The 22,259-nt window shown below is 72.2% G+C and carries 16 protein-coding genes; 4 read left to right on the top strand and 12 right to left on the bottom strand.

The window, feature by feature from the left end; translation table 11 throughout:
- Positions 1-67: 67 nt before the first annotated feature.
- Positions 68-2,191, bottom strand: coding sequence for a DNA gyrase/topoisomerase IV subunit B (locus ACZ470_RS29100; RefSeq protein ID WP_468431957.1), 2,124 nt, complete (start codon positions 2,189-2,191; stop codon positions 68-70).
- Between the two features lie 439 nt (positions 2,192-2,630).
- On the opposite strand from ACZ470_RS29100, the gene ACZ470_RS29105 reads away from it, so the two are divergent.
- Complete coding sequence (locus tag ACZ470_RS29105; protein ID WP_468431959.1) at positions 2,631-2,858, top strand: DUF7455 domain-containing protein; 228 nt, start codon at positions 2,631-2,633, stop codon at positions 2,856-2,858.
- A gap of 145 nt (positions 2,859-3,003) precedes the next feature.
- Here the strand turns inward: ACZ470_RS29105 and ACZ470_RS29110 are convergent, their stop codons facing one another.
- From ACZ470_RS29110 to ACZ470_RS29140, 7 genes are all read right to left on the bottom strand, one after another.
- Complete coding sequence (locus ACZ470_RS29110) at positions 3,004-3,870, bottom strand: S1 family peptidase (RefSeq protein WP_468431960.1); 867 nt, start codon at positions 3,868-3,870, stop codon at positions 3,004-3,006.
- Positions 3,871-4,026: 156 nt separating this feature from the next.
- Positions 4,027-5,556 carry an RNA polymerase sigma factor gene (locus ACZ470_RS29115; protein WP_468431962.1) on the bottom strand — a complete coding sequence of 510 codons (1,530 nt, stop codon included), beginning with the start codon at positions 5,554-5,556 and terminating at the stop codon, positions 4,027-4,029.
- Positions 5,557-5,983: 427 nt separating this feature from the next.
- Entirely contained in the window at positions 5,984-6,871 is an 888-nt protein-coding gene (locus ACZ470_RS29120) for a FadR/GntR family transcriptional regulator (RefSeq protein WP_468431964.1), read from the bottom strand.
- A 163-nt stretch (positions 6,872-7,034) separates the two neighbouring features.
- Entirely contained in the window at positions 7,035-9,023 is a 1,989-nt protein-coding gene (locus tag ACZ470_RS29125) for an ABC transporter ATP-binding protein (RefSeq protein WP_468431966.1), read from the bottom strand.
- Between the two features lie 108 nt (positions 9,024-9,131).
- Positions 9,132-9,890 carry an NUDIX hydrolase gene (locus ACZ470_RS29130; protein WP_468431968.1) on the bottom strand — a complete coding sequence of 253 codons (759 nt, stop codon included), beginning with the start codon at positions 9,888-9,890 and terminating at the stop codon, positions 9,132-9,134.
- Positions 9,891-10,021: 131 nt separating this feature from the next.
- Positions 10,022-12,115 carry a glycogen debranching N-terminal domain-containing protein gene (locus tag ACZ470_RS29135; protein WP_468431970.1) on the bottom strand — a complete coding sequence of 698 codons (2,094 nt, stop codon included), beginning with the start codon at positions 12,113-12,115 and terminating at the stop codon, positions 10,022-10,024.
- Positions 12,116-12,280: 165 nt separating this feature from the next.
- The gene (locus tag ACZ470_RS29140) at positions 12,281-13,882 is read right to left on the bottom strand and encodes a DUF4192 domain-containing protein (RefSeq protein WP_468431972.1); all 1,602 of its coding nucleotides are present in this window, start codon (positions 13,880-13,882) and stop codon (positions 12,281-12,283) included.
- Between the two features lie 129 nt (positions 13,883-14,011).
- On the opposite strand from ACZ470_RS29140, the gene ACZ470_RS29145 reads away from it, so the two are divergent.
- Both ACZ470_RS29145 and ACZ470_RS29150 read left to right on the top strand, forming a co-directional pair.
- Entirely contained in the window at positions 14,012-16,177 is a 2,166-nt protein-coding gene (locus ACZ470_RS29145; protein WP_468431973.1) for a RecQ family ATP-dependent DNA helicase, read from the top strand.
- Positions 16,178-16,389: 212 nt separating this feature from the next.
- Positions 16,390-17,004: a hypothetical protein gene (locus tag ACZ470_RS29150; RefSeq protein WP_468431975.1), complete on the top strand. Its 615-nt coding sequence runs from the start codon at positions 16,390-16,392 to the stop codon at positions 17,002-17,004.
- A gap of 230 nt (positions 17,005-17,234) precedes the next feature.
- Here the strand turns inward: ACZ470_RS29150 and ACZ470_RS29155 are convergent, their stop codons facing one another.
- From ACZ470_RS29155 to ACZ470_RS29165, 3 genes are all read right to left on the bottom strand, one after another.
- Positions 17,235-17,852: a hypothetical protein gene (locus ACZ470_RS29155; RefSeq protein WP_468431977.1), complete on the bottom strand. Its 618-nt coding sequence runs from the start codon at positions 17,850-17,852 to the stop codon at positions 17,235-17,237.
- Between the two features lie 67 nt (positions 17,853-17,919).
- On the bottom strand, positions 17,920-18,621 hold the full coding sequence (locus ACZ470_RS29160; protein ID WP_468431979.1) for a ribonuclease HII: 702 nt from the start codon (positions 18,619-18,621) through the stop codon (positions 17,920-17,922).
- Between the two features lie 82 nt (positions 18,622-18,703).
- Positions 18,704-19,327: a TetR/AcrR family transcriptional regulator gene (locus ACZ470_RS29165; protein ID WP_468431981.1), complete on the bottom strand. Its 624-nt coding sequence runs from the start codon at positions 19,325-19,327 to the stop codon at positions 18,704-18,706.
- Positions 19,328-19,513: 186 nt separating this feature from the next.
- On the opposite strand from ACZ470_RS29165, the gene ACZ470_RS29170 reads away from it, so the two are divergent.
- Positions 19,514-21,061, top strand: coding sequence for an MFS transporter (locus tag ACZ470_RS29170; RefSeq protein WP_468431983.1), 1,548 nt, complete (start codon positions 19,514-19,516; stop codon positions 21,059-21,061).
- A 265-nt stretch (positions 21,062-21,326) separates the two neighbouring features.
- Here ACZ470_RS29170 and ACZ470_RS29175 read toward each other — a convergent pair whose 3' ends face one another.
- The gene (locus ACZ470_RS29175; protein ID WP_468431985.1) at positions 21,327-22,235 is read right to left on the bottom strand and encodes an ADP-ribosylglycohydrolase family protein; all 909 of its coding nucleotides are present in this window, start codon (positions 22,233-22,235) and stop codon (positions 21,327-21,329) included.
- Positions 22,236-22,259 lie beyond the last annotated feature (24 nt).

A 22,259-nucleotide genomic window follows, 5' to 3' on the forward strand; every position in this document is an offset into this window, starting at 1 on the left:
CCTGACTCTTCTTCCCGTTCCTCTTCACCCCATCAGGTGACGCGCCCCTCCGGGCCCCGCGCGGCCGCTACGCGTCGATGCGGGACCGGTCCAGCGTCGCCGCCGAGCTGGAGATGAACTCCTTGCGCGGGGCGACGTCGTTGCCCATGAGGAGGTCGAAGACCTGCTCGGCGGCCTCCAGATCGGTGAGGTTGATCCGGCGCAGGGTGCGGTGACGCGGGTCCATGGTGGTCTCGGCCAGCTGGTCGGCGTCCATCTCGCCGAGACCCTTGTAGCGCTGGATCGAGTCCTTGTAGCGGATGTTCTTGCTCTGGAACTCCATGAGCTTGTCGCGCAGTTCCCGGTCCGAGTACGTGTAGACGTACTTGTCCTGGCCCTTCTTGGGCTGGATCAGCTCGACACGGTGCAGCGGCGGCACCGCGGCGAAGACCCGGCCCGCCTCGACCATGGGCCGCATGTAGCGGTGGAACAGGGTCAGCAGCAGGGTGCGGATGTGGGAGCCGTCGACATCGGCGTCGGTCATCATGATGATCTTGCCGTAGCGAGCCGTGTCGATGTCGAAGGTCCGCCCCGACCCGGCTCCTATGACCTGGATGATCGCGCCGCACTCGGCGTTCTTCAGCATGTCCGTGACGGACGACTTCTGGACGTTGAGGATCTTGCCGCGGATCGGCAGCAGGGCCTGGAACTCGGAGTTCCGGGCGAGCTTGGCCGTGCCGAGCGCGGAGTCGCCCTCGACGATGAACAGCTCGCTGCGGTCGACGTCGTCGCTGCGGCAGTCGGCGAGCTTGGCGGGCAGCGAGGAGGACTCCAGGGCCGTCTTGCGGCGCTGGGCGTCCTTGTGCTGGCGGGCCGCGATCCGGGTGCGGGCCGCGGCGACGGCCTTCTCCATGACGACCCGGGCCTGCTGGGCGGCGTCGCGCTTGGTGGAGGTCAGGAACGCCTTGAGCTCCTTGGAGATCACGGTGTTCACGATGCGGCGGGCCGCCGAGGTGCCGAGGACCTCCTTGGTCTGGCCCTCGAACTGCGGCTCGGCCAGGCGGACCGTGACCACCGCGGTCAGGCCCTCGAGGGCGTCGTCCTTCACGATGTCGTCCTCGGCCACGCGCAGCATCTTCTTCGCGCGCAGCACCTCGTTCATCGTCTTGGCGACGGCCTGCTCGAAACCGGCGACATGGGTGCCGCCCTTGGGGGTGGCGATGATGTTGACGAACGACCTGAGAGTCGTGTCGTAGCCGGTTCCCCAGCGCATCGCGACGTCGACGCCGAGTTCGCGGGTGACCTCGGTGGGCGTCATCTGGCCGTGCTCGTCGAGGACGGGAACGGTCTCCTTGAAGGTGCCCTGTCCGGTGAAGCGGAGGGTGTCGCAGACGGGCCGGTCGGTGGCCAGGAACTCGCAGAACTCGCTGATACCGCCGTCGAAGCGGAACGACTCCTCGCCCTTGCTGCCGCCCTCGCCGAGCCCGAACTCGTCGCGGACGACGATGGTCAGGCCGGGGACCAGGAACGCGGTCTGGCGGGCGCGCTGGTGCAGCGTCTCCAGGGCGAGCTTGGCGTCCTTGAGGAAGATCTGGCGGTCGGCCCAGTAGCGCACGCGCGTGCCGCTGCGGGTCTTCGGGATCTTCTTGGCCTTGCGCAGCCCGCTCCCGGCCTCGAACTTCGCGTCCGGGCCCATGGCGGCGAAGGCGCCGGGGACACCGCGGCGGAAGCTGATCGCGTGGGTGTGGCCCCCGCGGTCCACCTCCACGTCCAGCCGCGCGGAGAGCGCGTTGACGACGGAGGCACCGACGCCGTGCAGACCGCCGGAGGCGGCGTACGAGCCGCCTCCGAACTTGCCGCCGGCGTGCAGCTTGGTCATGACGACCTCGACGCCGGAGAGGCCGGTCTTGGGCTCGACGTCGACCGGGATGCCCCGGCCGTTGTCCCGGACCTCCACCGAGCCGTCGTCGTGGAGGACCACCTCGATGTGGTCGCAGTAGCCTCCGAGGGCCTCGTCGACGGAGTTGTCGATGATCTCCCAGAGGCAGTGCATCAGACCGCGGCTGTCGGTCGATCCGATGTACATACCGGGGCGCTTCCGCACGGCCTCGAGCCCCTCGAGGACGAGCAGGTGCCGCGCGGTGTAGTTGGAACCGTCCCGGTCTGCTCCTGCCAGCAGCGCTGTGGACGGCACGGACGTCTCGGCGGTCACGCGGTTCGCTCCTCGCTGAATTTCAGATGGGGCCCTCATGGGTAAGGGCGCGGCTTCAGTCACCGGTGAGAGGGTACCGAGGCCTGGTAGAGCCGTTGTAACGCCACCCTCGCTTCAGCCCACCCTAGTCCAGAGTCGCATGCCTGTTCGATCCCTCGATGGAGTGAAGCACACATCACGTTCCCTTCCAGGCATGAACCATTTAGGCTCCGGGCACGTCCTCATGAACAACCGGCAAGCCAGCCGGGAGGGCCGACCACCGATACGAACGCGAATCCGTACGACACAGAGAAACGCACTACGGCACATTCGCCGCCAACCGGCAACAGCCACCCACCTCGGAAAATTTTTTCGAGGAGAAGCCACGAGCGGGAACGTTTTGGGGCTGGTTGGATGTTGACCCTGGTACGACAGCTCGTCGAGCTAGAGAAGAGGCGACGTGACTACTGTTCTGACCCCCGCGAGCCCGCTGACGGCCGCCGATCGCTGCGACCGCTGCGGCGCCCAGGCATACCTGCGCGTCGTCCTGCTGAGCGGCGGAGAACTGCTCTTCTGCGCCCACCACGGCCGCAAGTTCGAGCCGGAACTCAAGAAGATCGCCGCTGAGATACAGGACGAGACGGAGCGGCTGACCGCTCCGGCGACGCCTTCCGACGAAGAGCGCTGACCCAAGAGCGCCGAGAAGAGCGCCGACAGAAGAGCGCTGACACCTCGCGTCCGACGACGAGCAGCCCGGCACAGGCCGGCGAGCGGGCGGCTGCCTCCACCCGGAGGCGGCCGCCCGTCTTGTGCTCATACGCGCCGGGAGCGGCTCAGTGGGCCTCCCGCGTCCCTGTCCCGCTCTTCGCCCCCGTACCCCAGCCGAGGGTGCTCAGGATGTCGGAGACGCGCGTGTAAACCCCGGGACTGCCCACCCAGCCGCATCCCGCCCCCCAGGACACGAGTCCTATCAACCGCCCCTCGGCCACCAGCGGGCCGCCGCTGTCCCCCTGACAGGCGTCCCGGCCCCCTTCCGTCACCCCCGCGCACAGCATCGTCGCGGCGCGGTAGGTGCCCTCGGAACCGCCCGGGTACGCCCTCTCGCACAGCGTGTCGGGCTGCACACGTACGCGTGCCGCGTGCAGGCTGCCGGCGTAGGAGCCGGACCCCGTGGTGTCCCCCCACCCGTAGACGGTGGCCGCCGTACCCGCCCGGTACGCCCGGTCGCCGGCCCCGGCCATGGCTATGACCGAGCTCGAGGGCAGCGGCTCGGCCAGACCCAGCACGGCGAAGTCCCCGGAGTTGGTGACGCCGTCGTAGCCCGGGTTCACCCAGACGTCACGTACGGCGATCTCCTGACCCCGGTCCGAGAGCAGTTCCGTACGCCCCGCGATCACCCTGAGGTCGGGTATGCGCTCCGGGCGCGCCCCCAGCACCTCCTCGTCCATGCAGTGGGCCGCGGTGAGCACGGTGGTCCGGCCGACCGCCACACCCCCGCAGAACTGCCCCGCTCGCGTACCTCCGAATCGGTCACGGCTGGCCAGCGCGACCGTCCACGGCCCCTCCGAGACATCGACCGGGAAGCCGCCGACGACGATGCTGTCGGCGGCCGCCGGAACGGCCGAGGCCAGGGGTATGACGGTCGCCGCTGCCGCGAGGGCCAGCGGCCGGGCCAGGGCCCGGGCAAGACGACGTCGCATGCACGCTCCTCACACTGGGGTGATCCTGAGACACCCACAGTGATGGAACGCTCCCGGGCCCGCACCCGCGCGGCAACGCGAAGGCCCGGCTCCCGAGCACGGGAACCGGGCCTTCGCACAGGCGTGGCGCACGACGGGTGGTCGCGGCCGTCCTGCCTAGTCGAGGTAGTCGCGCAGGACCTGCGAACGCGACGGGTGGCGCAGCTTCGACATGGTCTTGGACTCGATCTGGCGGATGCGCTCGCGGGTGACGCCGTACACCTTGCCGATCTCGTCGAGGGTCTTCGGCTGACCGTCGGTGAGACCGAAGCGCATGGAGACGACGCCCGCCTCGCGCTCGGACAGGGTGTCCAGGACGGAGTGGAGCTGCTCCTGGAGGAGCGTGAAGCTGACCGCGTCGGCCGGGACGACGGCCTCGGAGTCCTCGATGAGGTCACCGAACTCGCTGTCGCCGTCCTCGCCCAGCGGCGTGTGCAGGGAGATGGGCTCGCGGCCGTACTTCTGGACCTCGATGACCTTCTCCGGGGTCATGTCGAGCTCCTTGGCCAGCTCCTCCGGGGTGGGCTCGCGGCCCAGGTCCTGGAGCATCTGGCGCTGCACGCGTGCGAGCTTGTTGATGACCTCGACCATGTGCACCGGGATACGGATGGTGCGGGCCTGGTCGGCCATCGCGCGGGTGATCGCCTGACGGATCCACCAGGTGGCATACGTGGAGAACTTGTAGCCCTTGGTGTAGTCGAACTTCTCCACCGCGCGGATCAGACCGAGGTTGCCCTCCTGGATGAGGTCCAGGAAGAGCATGCCGCGGCCGGTGTAGCGCTTGGCCAGGGAGACCACCAGGCGGAGGTTGGCCTCCAGCAGGTGGTTCTTGGCGCGGCGGCCGTCCTCGGCGATGATCTCCAGCTCGCGCTTGAGCTTCGGCGCGAGCTTGTCGGAGTTGGCCAGCTTGTCCTCGGCGAACAGACCGGCCTCGATGCGCTTGGCGAGCTCGACCTCCTGCTCGGCGTTGAGCAGCGGGACCTTGCCGATCTGCTTGAGGTAGTCCTTGACCGGGTCGGCGGTGGCGCCGGCGGCGGCGACCTGCTGCGCGGGCGCGTCGTCCTCGTCCTCGTCGGACAGCACGAAGCCCGCGTTCTCGGTGCCCTCGGGCTCCTCCGCGGCCTTGGTGTCCTCGAGGGCTTCCTCGTCGACCAGCTCGGCGTCGTCCTTCTTCGCCGTGGTCTTCTTGGCGGCCGTCTTCTTGGCCGTCGTCTTCTTCGCGGCCGTCTTCTTGGCCGTGGTCTTCTTGGCGGCCGCCTTCTTGGCGGGCGCCTCCTCCTCGACGGCGGGGTCGGCGGCGGGCGCCGCCGGTGCGGCGGTGGCGGTGGCCTTCCGCGCGGTCGCCGTCTTGGCCGCGACCGTCTTGGTGGCGGTGCGCTTGGCGGGGCTCTTCGCTGCGACGCTCTTGCGGGTGCGCTTGGGCTCTGCGGCACTGACCATCAGCGTCACACCCTCTTCCTCGAGGATCTGGTTGAGGCTGCGCAGTACGTTCTTCCACTGAGTGGCCGGAATCTGGTCAGCTTCGAAGGCCCGACGCACGTCGTCGCCGGCGATCTGCCCCTCAGCCTTTCCCCGCTCAATGAGCGCCATGACAGAGACGGACTCGGCGATCTCCGGCGGGAGCGTACGGGATGTGCTGGCCGACACGAACAACCTCTCGGAACGTTGGAAAACGGCTTCCGGCCCCGTCCACAGTGGACAGGGGCCGACCGCCGGCTTGGGGATGGGCCGACGGCGCGGGCGGGAGCCGGGGAAGATGCACAGCGCCGTGAACGGCGTCCGTATTCCTTCCGCGGCTGTCACCTCTTAGGTCATCGCGTTCTCCTCAGGAGCGTTACGCCCATTCCGCGTGGCCCGAGTCACACCCCAGAAGCACTCAAAAACGGTCAAACAATGACGAAAGAGTTCACTCGGGGGCGAGGAGGTCACCTCTCCGAGTCTGCCACGCCCGTCGCGGCGTCGGACCCCGCGGGATCGCCGAGGATCCCGCGGGGTCCGACGGGGGACGGCCGTCGGTGGGGCGCTGCCACAGGAGGGGGATGGCACGCCGGACCGCGCCGTCCGCGGAACGCGGTCAGTGCTCGCGCGGGGCGGGCACCACGCGTTCCACCTCTGGGTGGACCGTGAGGAGTTGGCGCATGGCCGCCTCGGCCGCCGCGCCGTCGCCGCCGGCGAGTGCGTCGACGATCCGGCCGTGCTGCGTGAGGGACGTCTCGTTCGGCCGCTCACAGCCCGTGACCGGGCCGCCCGAGACCTGGAGCGCCGCGGACACGATCCCGGAGAGGTGCTCCAGCATCCGGTTGCCGGCGACCTGGATCAGCAGGGAGTGGAACTCGGAGTCGGCGCGGGCGAAGGTGAGGGCGTCACCCTGTCCCATGGCGTGGCCCATGATCTCCACCATGTCGGAGAGGCGCTGCTGGACGTCCTCCCGTCCGTGGCCGGCCGCCAGGCGGGCGGCGAGGGGCTCGATCGTCCAGCGCAGCTCGCTCAGCTCACGGCGCTGGTCGTCGCGCTGCGGCCCGAAGGCCCGCCACTCGATGATGTCCGGATCGAGGAGGTTCCAGTCACTGACGGGGCGCACGCGGGTGCCGACGTTCGGGCGGGCGCTGACCAGGCCCTTGGCCTCCAGGACACGGAGCGACTCGCGGACGACGGTGCGGGAGACCTCGAAGCGCTGGCCGATCTCCTCCGGCACCAGCGGGCGGTCCGCGCCCAGGTCCCCGGAAACGATCATCTGACCCAACTGCTGGACGAGTTGGCCGTGCAGTCCGCGTCCGCGGCTGCCCCCGGCCCGCCGGCCGACACGGCCCAGCTCCGGATCCGCGCCGTCCCACGCAGGGGCCCCGGCGCGGTCGACGGCGGGCGCCTCGGCGTAGGGGTAGCGGTCGAGTTCGCCCGGGTTCGCGAGGCCGGAGTCTGCGGAGCGGGCGGCGGTCATCATGGTGTGCGCAAGGGTACTCACGCATCCTTTGTCGGCTGCGCTTCCAACTCCCTTGAGGTCTTTGGTGAAAAGCACACGAAAGGGTGATCGCTCACCCCGTCGCAATTGACGCCTTATCGGAAAGAAATGCGCGTTTTGCGGGGAGTTACGAGCAGGGACGGACCGATATGTTCGCGGACGGTCGTTATCGGACTCTGCTCCGCAGTCCGGTGAACAGGTACGCGCAGAGCAGCGCCGCCAGTGACAACGCCAGCGCGCCGCCGACGGGTTGGGCGATCAACCGCAGAACGGCGTCCAGATGGCGTTCGCCGCCGAAGGGCCACCGGAGCGGCACACCGTCCCGCAGCCTCGACGCGATCGGGGCCGGGGTGCGCACCGACGGCCCTTCCGTCGCCTTGTGCACGAGCGGCACGACGAGCAGCGGCACGGCGACGACGACGGCGAGACCGGCACTGGTGGACCGGAAGACGCCCGCCGCCAGTACGCCGGCGCAGGCGCACCCCATGACGAGGCCGAGCCAAGCGGCACTCAGCGGGAGCCAGTCGGGCGGGATGTCGACGACCTCCCGCCCGTAGACGAGGTAGAGGAGCTCGGCGTCGCAGCCCACGGTCAGGACGGCCAGCACCAGGGCGCCGGCGGAGGCCACGAGGAGTTTGGCGGTCAGCAGCCCCAGCCGCCGGGGCACGGTGCCGCGGTCCGCCGCCAGCGCGGGGTGGCGGAACTCGTCGCCGAAGGCCAGCGCGCCGAGCAGTCCCGCGCCGAGCGCCGCGGGCGGCAGCGGCAACTCCGCCGGCCACGCGGCCAGCAGGCGCGCTTGCGAGGTGTGCCCGACGCGGGCCAGCAGCACGGCGGTGAGCGCGGACACGGCCAGCACGATCGCCCCGACGAGGAACCCGGTGCCGACACCCGTGGCACGGCGGATCTCGTAGCGGAGGGGACGAAGGGGCCGGGGCGCGGACCGGACGGTGATGGGGGGCGGAAGGCCGGCGCCGTCGTCGCGCGTGCGAGCGGTCCCGCGCGAGCGGGCCACGGGGGACGGCCGGGTGTCCTCGGCGGCGGATTCCTCCGGCTCCTTCGGCGCGGTGGCCACGGATGCGGGAGACGCGGGAGAGCCTTCGCGGGCGGGGGCGTCGGAGTGGTGCGGCGGTGGGGCGGCGGGGGACGGCCGCGGGCTACCTGAGGGCTCCTCCGTCGTGTCCTCGGCGGACGCCGGTGCGCTCGGGGGCAGGGGCTTCTCGGCGCCCGGTGCGGCGGGGGCCTCGTCCGTGGTCTCGGCCGGCTCGGTCGCTCCGGCGCCGGGCCCCATGTCCCCGACCTCGTCCGCGAGTTGGTGTACGACGATGCCGTGCCGGAACGCGATCTCGCCGACGTCCGCGCAGGTACTGCCGTAGACGCAGAGCCGGTTGCCGCCCTCCCGCACGACCTCCACCGACCGCTGAGCGGCGCGGGCCTCCTGCGCCAGCAGGGCGGAGAGGCGGACGGCGTGCGGGCTGCGGACGGCGACGCGGGGGCGCAGCCTGGTGCGCGAGAAGTCCGCCGCCTCCTGGTCGGCGACGAGCCGCCCCCGCTCCAAGGTGACCACGCGGTCCGCGATCCGGGCGGCCTCCTTCGGGTTGGCCGTCGTGCACAGGACCGTGCCCCCCTGGGCGGCGTAGGCCCGGAGCATGCCGTGCAGCCAGCGGTGCTCACCGGCGGAGAGTCCTCGCGCGGGCTCGTCGAGCACGAGTGTGTGCGGGTCCGGCAGCAGGGCGCAGGCCAGTCCCAGGCGGCGGTCCATGCCGCGGGACAGGGTGCCGAGGCGTTCGTCGCGCAGGCTCACGAGCCCCACCGCTTCGAGGACTTCGTCGGACCGGCGGACCGGCACTCCCGCGGCGGCGCACAGCATGCGCAGGTGTCCGCGGACGCTGCGGGCCGGGTGGCCCGGTACATCGCCGAGCAGTACGCCGACTTCGTGGGCGGGATGGGGGATGCGGTGCAGCGGGCGGCCTCTGAAGTAGGTGATGCCACGCCCGCGTTGGAGTTCGAGCATGAGCCGGAGCGCCGTCGTCTTGCCGGCGCCCGGTGCTCCGAGCAACGCGGTGACGCGGCCCGCGTGCGCCTCGAAGGAGACGTCGTCGACGGCGGGCGGAAGCTCTTTGCGGGGGTTGCTGGTCAGTCCGATGGCCTGGATCACCCGATGCAAGATAGCGCGCCATATCGGGTTTTTCGGGCATCGCGCGGCCAGTCGCCGGAGGGGAAGGACGCCCTGCGGGGCTCGTTGGCGGTTCGGCGGGTCCCGGCCTCAGACCTCGGGGCGCAGCATCGGGGGGTTGAGCAGGGTGGCTCCGCCGGCCCGGAAGAGCTGGGCGGGGCGCCCGCCCTGCCGGGTGGTGGTGCCGCCGGTGGGGACCAGGAAGCCGGGTGTGCCGGTCACCTTGCGGTGGAAGTTGCGCGGATCGAGGGCCACGCCCCAGACCGCCTCGTAGACACGGCGCAGCTCGCCGACGGTGAACTCGGGCGGGCAGAAGGCCGTCGCCAGTGACGAGTACTCGATCTTGGAGCGGGCGCGCTCCACTCCGTCCGACAGGATCTGGGCGTGGTCGAAGGCGAGCGGCGCAACCGGCTCGCCGTCCCGGCCGTAACCGCCCTGCTGGAGCAGTTCCCCGACGGGCGCCCAGCGTGCGTTGCTGGCGTCACCGCCCGCCCGGGGTGCGGGCAGGTCGGGGGCGAGGGCGAGGTGGGCGACGCTGACGACGCGCATCCGGGGGTCGCGCTTGGGGTCGCCGTACGTGGCGAGCTGTTCCAGGTGGGCGCCGTTGTCCTGGGCGGGGATGGCGGGGTCGTGCACGCGCAGCCCGGTTTCCTCGGCCAGTTCCCGGGCCGCCGCCTGCGCCAGGTCCTCGTCGGCCCGTACGAAGCCGCCGGGGAGCGCCCAGCGCCCCTGGAACGGCGGTTCGCCCCTGCGTACCGCCAGTGCGCACAGGGCATGGCGGCGCACGGTCAGCACGACCAGGTCCACGGTGACGGCGAAGGGCGGAAAGGCTGACGGGTCGTAGGGCATGCGGCGATCATAGTCGTCTGCCTGACGATAAACACTCCCTTCGCCGGTCGTATCGATGGCTGATCCACATCGGTCCGGCAGGTCCGGTGTCGCGCTCCCGCCGCTGCCCGCCGACGCCGTGTCCCACCAGGTCAGGCTCCGAGTCGGAGTCCGTCGGCCGCTTCCTCGACCATGGCGAGGCCGAGCCGGCTGATCCGTACGGCGAAGGGGGCGCCCGCGACGCGCAGTCCCGTCAGTCCGATCTCGCCCAGCGGGGCGCTGCGCACAGGTCGCAGCGTGACCGTCCGGGCCGGGGCGTCGGGCCGGATCCCCGCGAGGGTGGTCAGCAGCAGCACTCCGGCGGCGGCCGACGTGGCCGCGGGGCGGCAGGCCGCCGGATGCGGGAGCGGAACGCTTCCCTCGGTCCGCTGCTCCCCCGCGTACATCTCGGGCAGCCGGTGGCCGAAGGCCTCGGCCGCATCGAGCACGCCCCGCAGCAGTGACGCCGCCTCCCTCTCGTAGCCGGCGACCGCCAGTCCCGCGACGGCGAGCGCCGTCTCGCGGACCCGCACGGCGCCGGAGCGGTGACCGAACGGGTTGTGGCCCGCCTCCCTCACCCCCAGTCCGCGCAGGCCCCAGCCGGAGTCCAGGTCGAAGCCGCCCAGCAGCCGGGCCAGTCGCTCGGTCCGCACCCTGTCGAGGAGGCCCGGCGCCATGTGGCCCCCGCCCAGCAGGCCCGTGTCGAGGAGGTGGGCGGCCGGTGCGCCCAGGTGCGGGACGAGGCGGCCGTCCGGGGCACGGGCCGCCGCCGGCCGGTGTCCCCGGGGGTCGTCGATCCAGAAGTCGTCGTGGAAGGCCTCGCGCAGGGTCCGCGCCCACTCCCGCAGTCCGGCGCCGCCGGGTCTGCCGCACGCGTCGAGCAGATCGGCGCCGAGCAGGGCCGCCCTGTGGGCATGGGCCTGCGTTTCGCAGCGGACGGGCCCGCCGGGCTGCGGATCGGGCAGGTACACGCCGTCGCCCACTGTCGTCCGCAGCCAGGTCAGACAGCGCTCGGCGGCCGGAACCAGTTGCTCGGTCTCCCGTTCGGGGAGCCCCCAGCGGCGGGCCTCGGCCAGGAGCACGGGGAAGAGCAGCGTGGCCTCCGTTGCCGTGCAGCCGGGAGGCAGGTGGGGCCCGGCGTCGCGGCGCGGGCCGGGGATCATTCCGGACCTCGGTCCCCGTCCGGTGAGCTGGAGCCGGGCGAGGGCGCGCAGGGTGCCCGCGGCGAGGCCCGTGCCGAGCGGCAGCGTCATCCGGGCGGCGGCGAGCGCCTCGGCCGGGGCGAGCCCACAGCGCCAGGGCACGCCGGCCGCGAGGTGGAGGTCGGCGGGGCGCGCCTCGTCACGCAGCAGCAGGGCCCGCAGGTCGGCGACGCTCGTCCGCAGCAGGGCGGGCACCCGTGTGTCGTCTCCCGTGGCGTGCGCCGGGGCCAGCGGGTTCGTCGCGGCGCGGCCCGCGGGACGCAGGGGGGCCATCCCGTGCTGCCGTACGCGCAGTTCGACGCTCGCGCTGCCGCCTGGGGGCAGGTCGAGCTCCCAGCGCAGCAGTCCGGCGGAGGCCAGCGCCTCCGTGGGCGGCGGTTCGGCCGTGACCGACGCGCTCGCGCCGGCGCCGGTCCAGCGCAGGCCTGAGGCGTGAACGGCGGCGGGCAGTTCACGCCCCGCGCGTCCCGAGGCGATCGCCCCTAGGTCGGCGAGATCCGTGCCGAGAGCCACCTCGACCGGCAGGCGCAACGGACGCGGGGCCGCGCTGTGGAGTGTGATCCGTTCCGTGCCGTCCGCGCAGCGTGTCCGCTCGACGATCACATCCGGATCCGGGCCGCCGCCTCGCGGGGACACGCACAGCGTCCCCACGAAGCGGGCCCGGTCGGCGGCCGGCATCCGCGCCTGGACGGGGAGTGGCTCACGCCCGGCCACGCGGACCTGGCACCGGGACAGCAGTCGGCGTCCGGCGCGGTAGAAGCCCTCCAGCCCGTTGCCGGTCTGCTGTCCCTGTTCCGTCGAGACGGCGAGGCCGGGAAGGGCGACACAGATCATGACGGTGTGCGCCGGCGGCAGCTCGGCGAGCCATCGACGGAGACCGTGGTGATCACGCTGCCGTGGGAGGGGTGCGTGCGCTCCGGTGGCCGTGGGATGCGGGGCGTGGGGCAGGTCCGTCGGGGCTCCGGCATGGTCGGCGGCGGTGGCGGGCGGAGCCGTGTGGCGCATGGGAGGGCCTTCTCCGTGCTCGGTGTGCCTGGGGCAGGTGCGGTACGACGTCACGACCCGTCCAGGCGTTCCGCCACTCAGGTGAACGGGAGGGGCCGTCCCCGGGTCACGCCCACGCCTCCCGGGAACCGTCGCCGGTCCGACGGCCGCTCGTACGCGGCTCACTCACTCCTCCCCGTCGTGGCCCCGGCGACCGGCCGGTGCGCCTGGTCGCGAGACGCCGTGGCGGCTTCCGGCGCCCGGGCCGGACGTGCTCGGCCCCGTCGTGCCCTGGTGCGCGCCGCCTCCGGCGTGCGCGCTCTGCGTCGAGGCACGCGGATTCGGGACCCGCCGGCCTGGTCGACCGCCCTCCGCGCGGCCCCGGCGGGGAAGTGCGCTCCGGGAGCCGGGCTCACGCCTCCGCCGCCGACGGGGCAAGGGAGCCGCCTCGGGACCGGGGCCCTCGGGGTCAGCGGCCGGTGACTCGACATCGCCCTGTCGTGGGTCGGTCCCCGGAACCGGACCGTCAGGCGTCGCCTGCCCCCGACCGTCGCGTTCGGCTCGCAGACAGCGGCGGACGGACTCCGGGTCGAGGCCCTCGTTGCAGGCCTGGTGCAGCAGACGGGCGAAGAGGTAGTCGGGATCGGCGCCGAGGGCCATGGCGAGCGCTTCCCGGGCTTCGACCTCGTCACCGGTGGACCAGGCCACCCACCCCGCGAGGGTGAGGGGTGCCGCGGCGTGTTCGCCGTACGCTCCGACACAGCGGCGGGCCAGGGCCCGCCACAGGCGCAGGGCCGGGCCGGCCTCGTCGTCCTCCATCCACTCGGCCGCACGGTCACGGGTCGTACGGTCCTGGAGACCGAGGATCAGTGCCGCGGCCTCGTCGTGTCCGAGCAGTTCGTCGTCGCGCAGGTCCGCCGGGAGCATGCCGGGCACGGGCGGGGCGTCGGCGAGACGGCCGATGATCCGCTCGGCCAGCCCCAGCGTCTCCTCGGCGACCTCGTGCCGGCCCTCCGCGTCGAGGATCCTGGGGACGAGCGCCAGGCCGGCGGCGTCCAGGGCGGCCTCCTGTTCCCGGGCCGCGGAGTGCTCCCACGGCAGGAGCCTGGCGCGCAGCTCGCGCAGGGTGCCCCGGACCTGGAGCCCGGCGTAGGTGGCGGCGGCCGCCAGCACCGACGTACCGGGCAGGCCCATCGGCGTCCCCTCGGCCGGGCAGCAGCCCTCGTCGTCACAGCAGTACGACCAGAAGCGGCCGTCCGAGACGCACAGGGCCTCCACCACCGGGATGTCCAGGGCACCGCACTCCAGGCGCAGCGTGTGGGCGAGTGGCCCCAGCCGTTCCTTGATCTGCCGGCCGGACTCGCCCGGGCCCGGCTCGCGGCAGAGGAAGACGACCATCTGCTCGGGCCGGGCGCCGCGACGCTCGCTGCCCGTCACCAGCCCCTGGGCCAGCTGCCGGGCAGCGGACGGCCAGTCGTCGGGGCTGTCGGGGATCCCGAGCCGGGCACGGCCGCCGAACCGGCCCCGTCCGTCCTTGTCGTGCAGGGCCACCAGCACGATGCTGTCCTCGGGTCGGTAGCCGAGCAGATAGGGCAGGGCGTCGGCGAGTTCGGCAGGTGTGCGCAGGGTGACCTGCTGTCCGTCCCCATGGCTGTCGTACGCGGTGCAGTTGATGTCCGGCGGCAGTGGTGCGCGTCCTTCCGCGCCGCCCTGCGTCCGGGGGCCGGTGTCCCGACCGGGGATGTCACCGTTTTCGGAGGATCCAGTGGTTTCGCTGTGGTTCGTCATGCCAGGACGATCTCGCGGATTGTCACGCTCCGGTTTGCCCTGTGGATAAGTCCGACCAGGGACATGTCACCTGCCGTGCTCGTCCACAGGCCCGCCCGGATGTCGGTGCCGTCCTGTTGTATGGACCCCATGGAGCACACGAGCAACGCCGACCTCCGAACGGCCGCCGACGCGGTTCTCGCCCGTCTCGTCGGGGACGCCTCGGGCGAGGCCCGGCTGCGCGAGGACCAGTGGCGGGCGATCGAGGCGCTGGTCGCCGAGAAGCGGCGGGCCCTGGTCGTCCAGCGCACGGGCTGGGGCAAGTCCGCGGTCTACTTCGTGGCCACCGCGCTGCTGAGGGCCCGGGGCAGCGGCCCCACCGTGATCGTCTCCCCGCTGCTGGCGCTCATGCGCAACCAGGTGGACGCCGCGGCCAGAGCCGGTGTGCACGCCCGGACCATCAACTCCTCCAACAGCGAGGAGTGGGACTCCGTCCAGGCGGAGATCGCCGCGGGCGACGTCGATGTGCTGCTGGTGAGCCCGGAGCGGCTGAACAACCCCGACTTCCGCGACCAGGTGCTGCCCAAGCTCTCCGCCGCGACCGGGCTCCTGGTGGTCGACGAGGCGCACTGCATCTCCGACTGGGGGCACGACTTCCGCCCGGACTACCGACGGCTGCGCACCATGCTCGCCGACCTCCCGGACGGCGTGCCGGTGCTCGCCACCACGGCCACGGCCAACGCGCGCGTCACCGCCGATGTCGCGGAGCAGCTCGGCACCGGAGGCTCGTCGGACGCGCTGGTGCTGCGGGGCCCGCTGGACCGGGAGAGCCTGAGCCTGAGCGTGCTGCGCCTGCCGGACGCCGCGCACCGGATGGCCTGGCTCGCCGACCACCTGGACGAGCTCCCGGGCTCGGGGATCGTCTACACGCTCACCGTGGCCGCCGCCGAGGAGGTCACCGCCTTCCTGCGGCAGCGCGGGCACACCGTCGCCTCGTACACCGGCAGGACGGAGAACGCGGACCGGCAGCAGGCCGAGGAGGACCTGCTCGCCAACAAGGTGAAGGCCCTGGTCGCCACCTCCGCCCTCGGCATGGGCTTCGACAAGCCCGACCTGGGCTTCGTGGTCCATCTCGGCTCACCGTCCTCCCCCATCTCCTACTACCAGCAGGTGGGCCGCGCCGGGCGCGGCGTCCGGCACGCCGAGGTGCTGCTCCTCCCGGGCAAGGAGGACGAGGCGATCTGGGAGTACTTCGCGTCGCTCGCCTTCCCCTCGGAGGACCTGGTGCGGCGCACACTCGACGTCCTCGCCCGCGCCGACCGGCCGATGTCGCTGCCGGCCCTCGAACCGCTGGTGGAGCTGCGCCGCTCCCGCCTGGAGACCATGCTCAAGGTGCTCGATGTGGACGGGGCGGTGAAGCGGGTCAAGGGCGGCTGGGTCGCGACCGGCCGGCCGTGGACGTACGACGCCGAGCGGTATGCGTGGGTGGCCCGCCAGCGCAAGGCCGAGCAGCAGGCGATGCGCGAGTACGCGGCCACCGCCGACTGCCGGATGGAGTTCCTCCAGCGGCAGTTGGACGACGAGGGCGCCAAGCCCTGCGGACGCTGTGACAACTGCGCGGGCGCCCGCTTCACCGCCGACGCGTCGGCGGCCGCGCTGGAGGCGGCCCGCGTGGACCTCGGCCGGGCGGGTGTCGAGGTGGAGCCTCGGCGGATGTGGCCCACCGGGCTTCCGGCGATCGGCATGGACCTCAAGGGCCGCATCCCGGCCGGGGAACAGGCCGCTCAGGGCCGGGCGTTGGGGCGTCTGTCCGACATCGGCTGGGGCAACCGGCTGCGTCCGATGTTCGCGCCCCAGGCGCCGGACGGGCCGGTCCCGGACGATGTCGCCCGGGCCGTGGTGGGTGTGCTGGCCGACTGGGCCAAGGGGCCCGGCGGTTGGGCTCCGGGGGCCGCGGACCCCCAGCCCCGGCCGGTGGGGGTGGTCACGCTCGACTCCCGCAGCCGTCCCCGGCTCATCGAGTCGCTGGGCGCGCGGATCGCGGAGATCGGACGCCTGCCGCTGCTGGGTTCGGTGACGTACGCGGGTGAGGCGCCCTCCGCCTCCCGGAGCAACAGCGCCCAGCGCCTCAAGGCCCTCGACGGCGCGCTCACCGTGCCCGCCGGGCTCGCCGCCGCGCTCACGGAGGCGCAGGGGCCGGTCCTGCTCGTGGACGACTACACGGAGACGGGCTGGACCCTCGCGGTCGCGGCGCGCCTGCTGCGGCGGGCCGGTGCGCAGGGAGTACTGCCCCTGGTGCTGGCCGTTCAGGGCTGATGTTCGCCACGCCCAACGGGTGGGGATATTAAGCGCAGAACAGCCGATACCGGTCGGCTGCCTCAATTGCTCGTTGCCGCATCCAAGTTCGACAGGAAGAATCGAAGTCCGCACCCGCACGGCTCGCCCGCCCACCAGGTAGGGCTCCGTTGCGTGCGCGCTCCCCCGAATCCGACCCCGCCCGCAGTCCGGGCGTAGCCGAAGGGAGGACCGTGACCTTCGGATTCGCTCCGTCCTCGGCGGCATCGCTGTCGACGCCCGCCGCATCCGCCAACCGCGTGCTCGAACCCGCGGAGTGGGCCGCCGCGGGAATCCCGCTGCTGCGCAGCCCGCGCGAGGTCGTCAGCGGACTGCACGCCCGGCACGACCCCGGGCCGGCGACCGCGGTCGTCGCCGTGCTCGATCCGGACGAACGACTGCGGGCGAGCGCCTCGTTCACCCGCCGCTCCGCCGCCGCGGACGGCTGGATGTTCCGCAACGCGCTGTTGGCCCAGTTGCGCCGGGTCATCCCGCACGACCTGCGACGCCGCACCCCGGTGCGCACGGCCGTGCTGCTCTACTGCCGTGACGGCGACGCGCGCTGGACCGAGGAGGACGGCGCGTGGATGTGGGGGCTGCGGGACGCCTGCACCCTGCACGGGCTGCGCTGCGGGGCGTACATCACGCTGACCCGGGACGGCTGGCAGGTCCTCGGCGAGGGGCGTGGCGGCCGCCACCCCAGCGCCGGTTCGGCGCCGGAGCCGTTCGCCATGTCCGAGGCACCGCCCCGGATACCGCGCACGGGCGGCGCCGCGTCGGAGGTCCTGCGCCGCGCGGCGGCACGCTGACATCACGCCCGCCGTTCGGACCCTCCGGATCCGCGCGGTGGCGCGGGGCGGGTCGCACCACGCGAGGTGCGTCCGCACGACACCGGACCCGGCCCGGTACACAGGGCGGCGGAGGCACACACGCAGCGGCCCCGCCGGCCCCGGGCACGCCGAGTCGCCGACCGTGCGGACGCCGCGACCGCGGCGTTCGCGTCACTCCTCGGCGTCCGGCCGGACGCCGAGGTGCCGGCTCAGACCCCCGCGCCCAGCACCGAGTTGATCCGCTGCGGGTCACCGCAGACGATCAGCAGGGCGCCGGCCCGGGCATGCGCCACCGACAGGGCGGAGGCGGCCGCGGACTCCGGGCCTCCGTTGACGGCGACCACGACGACGGGCCGCGCACCGGCGCGGTCCGCGACCTGGGCGTCCGCGTAGAAGACGTCGTCACCGGCGTCGTGCTGGGCCCAGTAGGAGGCTTCACCGAAGGACAGTTCGTGGGTGGCCCACGGATGCGGATCGCCGGTGGTGATCACCAGCACCTCTCCGGGAGCTCGGCCCGAGTCCAGCAGCAGGTCCACGGCCTCCTCGGCGGCGTCGAGCGCCCCCTCGACCGAGGCCGGGATCAACTGGATCTGCGGGGTGGCCGCGGCGGGCGCGGGGCCCGAAGGACCGGGCTTGGCCGCGTCGCGCGAGGCGCGCTGCACCGGCGGCGCGGGTCGCGGCGGGCCGGGACGGCCGGGACGCGACGGAGCCGCAGGGCGGGGACCGGGTACGGGGCGGGGGGTCGGCGCGGTGCGGCCACTGGCCGGTGTGGCGCGGGGACCCTGGGCACTCTCGTGAATCTGAGGCTCCTCGGGAATGAGAGGCATGAGCTGATTTTTATCAAACGTTGGTACGGCACGCGCCGCCGGGTGGCACATAAGTGCGAGCGGCCCGTCAGAAGTCGAAGCCGAGCTGACCCTCGATTTCCGGAACGCTCCCTACCGTCCAGCTGCGGACCTTCTTGAGGTGCCGCCACTGGGGCAGCGCATCAAGATACGCCCACGACAACCGGTGGTACGGGGTGGGCCCCCGGACCTCCAGTGCCGCCTTGTGCACGGGCGACGGATACCCGGCGTTGTCCGCAAAACCGAAGTCTGCATGGTCGATGCCCAGTTCGGCCATCATTTTGTCGCGCTGAACCTTGGCGATCACCGAGGCCGCCGCGACCGCCACGCACGACTGGTCGCCCTTGATGACCGTACGGACCTTCCAGGGCATTCCGAGATAGTCGTGCTTGCCGTCGAGGATCACCGCGTCCGGCCGGACCGGCAGCTCCTCCAGCGCACGCACCGCCGCCAGCCGCAGCGCGGCCGTCATCCCCAGGTCGTCGATCTCCTCGGGGGACGCGTGCCCCAGGGCGTACGACGTCACCCAGCTCCGCAGCGTCTCGGCGAGCTCGGTGCGCCGCTTGACGGTGAGGAGCTTGGAGTCGGTGAGGCCCTCGGGGGGCCGGCGCAGTCCGGTGATCGCCGCGCAGACGGTGACAGGGCCGGCCCACGCGCCGCGCCCCACCTCGTCGACACCTGCAACGATCTTCGCCCCGGTCGTGGCGCGGAGAGAGCGCTCGACGGTGTGAGTAGGTGGTTCGTACGGCATGGCGCCCTTAGCGTACGCCGCCAGGAACGGCCCGCGACACCCCGGTTCCCCTTGCGGCGTCGGCGTCTTCACGGCACCCCGGTCAGGAGCCGTCCGGCCGCAGCAGCGGAACCATCAGCTGGTCGATCATCTGCTCCAGATCGACGTCCGACCATTCACTGCCGCACATTTTCGAGCGGTACATCATCATCGCCGGGATGGCGTCGAAGACATACCCGTTCGCCGCGTCGGGGCGCACCTCTCCCCGCTCTATTCCGCGCTCGATCACCTCGCGCAGCATCTTGATGGTCGGCTCCACGACACCGTCGAAGATGACGGCGTGGAAGCGCTCGGCCTGAAGGGTGTCACATTCGTGAATCACCGAGCGCAGGGCGGAGCCCGACTGGGAGAACATCGCGTCGCGCGCCCGCACGCACAGGTGCAGCAGATCCTCGCGCACGCTCCCCAGATCCGGTACCGCGTCGAAATGCGGCAGTCCGGCCCGCAGGGCGTCGGCGACCAGATCCTCCTTGGACGGCCAGCGCCGGTAGACGGCGGCCTTCCCGGTCTGGGCGCCGGCGGCGACTCCCTCCATCGTCAGGCCGTTCCAGCCGACCGTACTGAGCTGCCGCAGGGCGGCATCGAGAATCGCGCGTTCCAGCACGGCGCCGCGGCGGCGGGACGCGGCCGTCTGAGCCTGGGCGGCCACCCAGCTCGAAGAAACCATCTGAACTCTCTCCAAGGAGCAGAGCAAGCGGACATTCGGGGATGAAGCACGTGCCGCGCGGCGACTGACGGGGACGCACCGCGCGACGACGCATTCAGTGAACGCTTGCGTTCACTGTCGGGGACTCCTACCGTTGACGCAACAGTGAACGCGAGCGTTCACTGACGCACTCGTGGGGGACCCATAGTGACAACCTCTCCGTTGATTCAGGACCAGAAGCCAGGTGCGGCGCGCCGGGAGGGACATCCCGGCATCGCGCTCACCGTCATCGCGGCCTGCCAACTCATGGTGGTACTCGACGCGACGATTGTGAATATCGCGTTGCCGCACATCCAGAACGCTCTCGAGTTCAGCACCACCGACCTCACCTGGGTGGTCAGCGCCTACACCCTGACCTTCGGCGGCCTGCTGCTGCTCGGCGGCCGCGCGGGCGACATCCTCGGCCGCCGCCGTGTCTTCATGACCGGCATCCTGCTGTTCACGCTCGCCTCGCTGCTCGGCGGGTTCGCCCAGGAACCGTGGCAGTTGCTGGCCGCACGCGTACTCCAGGGTGTGGGCGGTGCGATCGCCTCGCCCACATCGCTGGCGCTCATCACCACCACGTTCCCGGAAGGACCGGAGCGCAACCGTGCCTTCGGCGTCTTCGCCGCGGTCTCCGCGGGAGGCGGCGCCATCGGCCTGCTCGCGGGCGGCATGCTCACCGAGTGGCTCGACTGGCGGTGGGTGCTCTTCGTCAACGTGCCGATCGGCCTGCTGATCGCCGTCCTCACGCCGAGGTACATCAACGAGTCCGAACGGCACACCGGCCGTTTCGACATCGCGGGCGCGGTGACCTCGACGGCCGGTATGGCCTCCCTCGTCTACGGCTTCATCCGCGCGGCGGAGGAGGGCTGGAGCGACGGTCTGACCATCGGCTCCTTCGTGGCCGCGGTGGTCCTGCTGGTGGCCTTCGCGCTGATCGAGTCCCGGGCCAAGGAGCCGATCACCCCGCTGCGGATGTTCGCCGACCGCAACCGCTCGGGCACCTACGTGATCATGCTCAGCCTGGCCGCCGCCATGTTCGGCATGTTCTTCTACATCGTTCTCTTCGTGCAGAACGTGCTCGGGTACAGCCCGATCGAGGCCGGTCTGGCCTTCCTGCCGGTCACCGTCGTGATCGCGCTCGGGGCGGGGCTGTCGCAGCGGTTCCTTCCCGTGTTCGGCCCCAAGCCGTTCATGCTCATCGGTTCGGCGCTCGCCGCGACCGGACTGGCCTGGCAGACGCTGATCAGCTCCGACAGCTCCTATGTGAGCGGCATCCTCGGACCGATGCTGATCTTCGGCTTCGGTATGGGCCTGAACTTCGTGACGCTGACGCTCACCGCGGTCTCCGGGGTGGCCCAGCACGAGGCCGGCGCCGCGTCCGGGCTGCTCAACGCGACCCAGCAGGTGGGCGGGTCGGTGGGACTGGCCCTGCTGACGACCGTGTTCGGCACGGCGAGCAGGGACGAGGCGGAGCAGCAGGTACCGGGCTTCCTCGCCGAAGGGACGCCGGAGCAGAAGGCGGAGTTCGCCCAGACGCACCAGCTGCCCGCTCCGTGGGGCCACGAGGTGCTCGCGCAGGGCATCTCGACGGCCTTCATACCGGCGGCCGCCATGGCCGTACTCGCCCTGGCCACGGCGTGGTTCGTCATCCGGGTCCGCAAGAGCGACCTGGAGGCGCTGGCCGGCTCGGCCGGACCGGGCATGGGCTGAGAACGCTGAGAACAAGGCACCGCGGGTCCGGCCCGGCGGCTCTCCGTCCGACTCCACCGGAGTCGGACGGCGGGCGCCGGGCCGGACCGCGCCCGTCAGGGCGAGCAGAACCGCGAGCAACACCCGCACGACCATCGCCACGGCCCCTCCCGACTCCCGCTCCAACACCGGACACCTACACGTGTCAGGACTCACTCCTCACACAGTGGACGCCCCGACAACGAGCGGATGGTCACGGAGAGTTCCCGTGACACACGGAGAGTTCTCAGACCGAGGTCCGCGCCCAGTCCGGCAGGGGCTCGACCCGGTCGGCCCACTCCGCGGGCGGTGCTCCCACCTTCTCTGCGGCGACCACACCGCCGACGATCGCACAGGTCGTATCGACGTCCCCGCCCACCTGCGCGGTCGTCCAGAAGGCCCGCTCGTAGTCACCGAGAGCCCGGGCGGCCGACCAGAGCGCGAACGGCACGGTGTCATGGGCGGTCGTACGCCGTCCGCAGCCGAGCACGGCCGCGACGGTGGCCGCGTCGCCGTAGTCGAGCATGTCGCGCGCCCGGCGCAGTCCGGCGCCGACCGCGCTTCTCGCGGGCACCAGCGCGACGACCCCGTCGAGGAGGGCCTCCGCGCGGGGCGGCCCACCGGGGGCGGCGACGAGCGCGGCCGCCGCCGCGACGGCCATGGCACCGACCACCGCCTCGCGGTGCTGATGCGTGGGGTAGGCGGAGATCTCGGCCTGATGGGTGGCCTGCTCCGGATCGTCCGCGTACCAGGCGCCCAGGGGCGCGATCCGCATCGCGGCACCGTTGCCCCACGACCCCTGGCCGTTGAAGAGCGCGGCGGCGAGTTCACGCCAGTCGCCGCCCTCACGGACCAGCCGCAGCAGCCGGTTGACCGCCGGCCCGTAGCCCCGGTCGAAGTCGTGGTGCGTGGCGAAGGACTGTGCGAGGGCGTCCTGGTCGATCCTGTGGTGCGTGGCCAGGACGGAGACGACGGAGCACGCCATCTCCGTGTCGTCCGTCCACTGCCAGGATCCCGGAGGCAGTTCGCGGCGCTTGAGCAGCGGGTAGTTCACCGGCACGAAGAACTGTGAGCCGAGCGCGTCCCCCACGGACAGTCCGCGCAGGCTGGCCAAGGCGCGCTCCAGGCGCCCGGCGGGAGAGGAATCAGCGGTCATCGCCCTGCCACTCTATCCGGTGAC

The organism is Streptomyces sp. NPDC031111 (genome assembly GCF_055570675.1).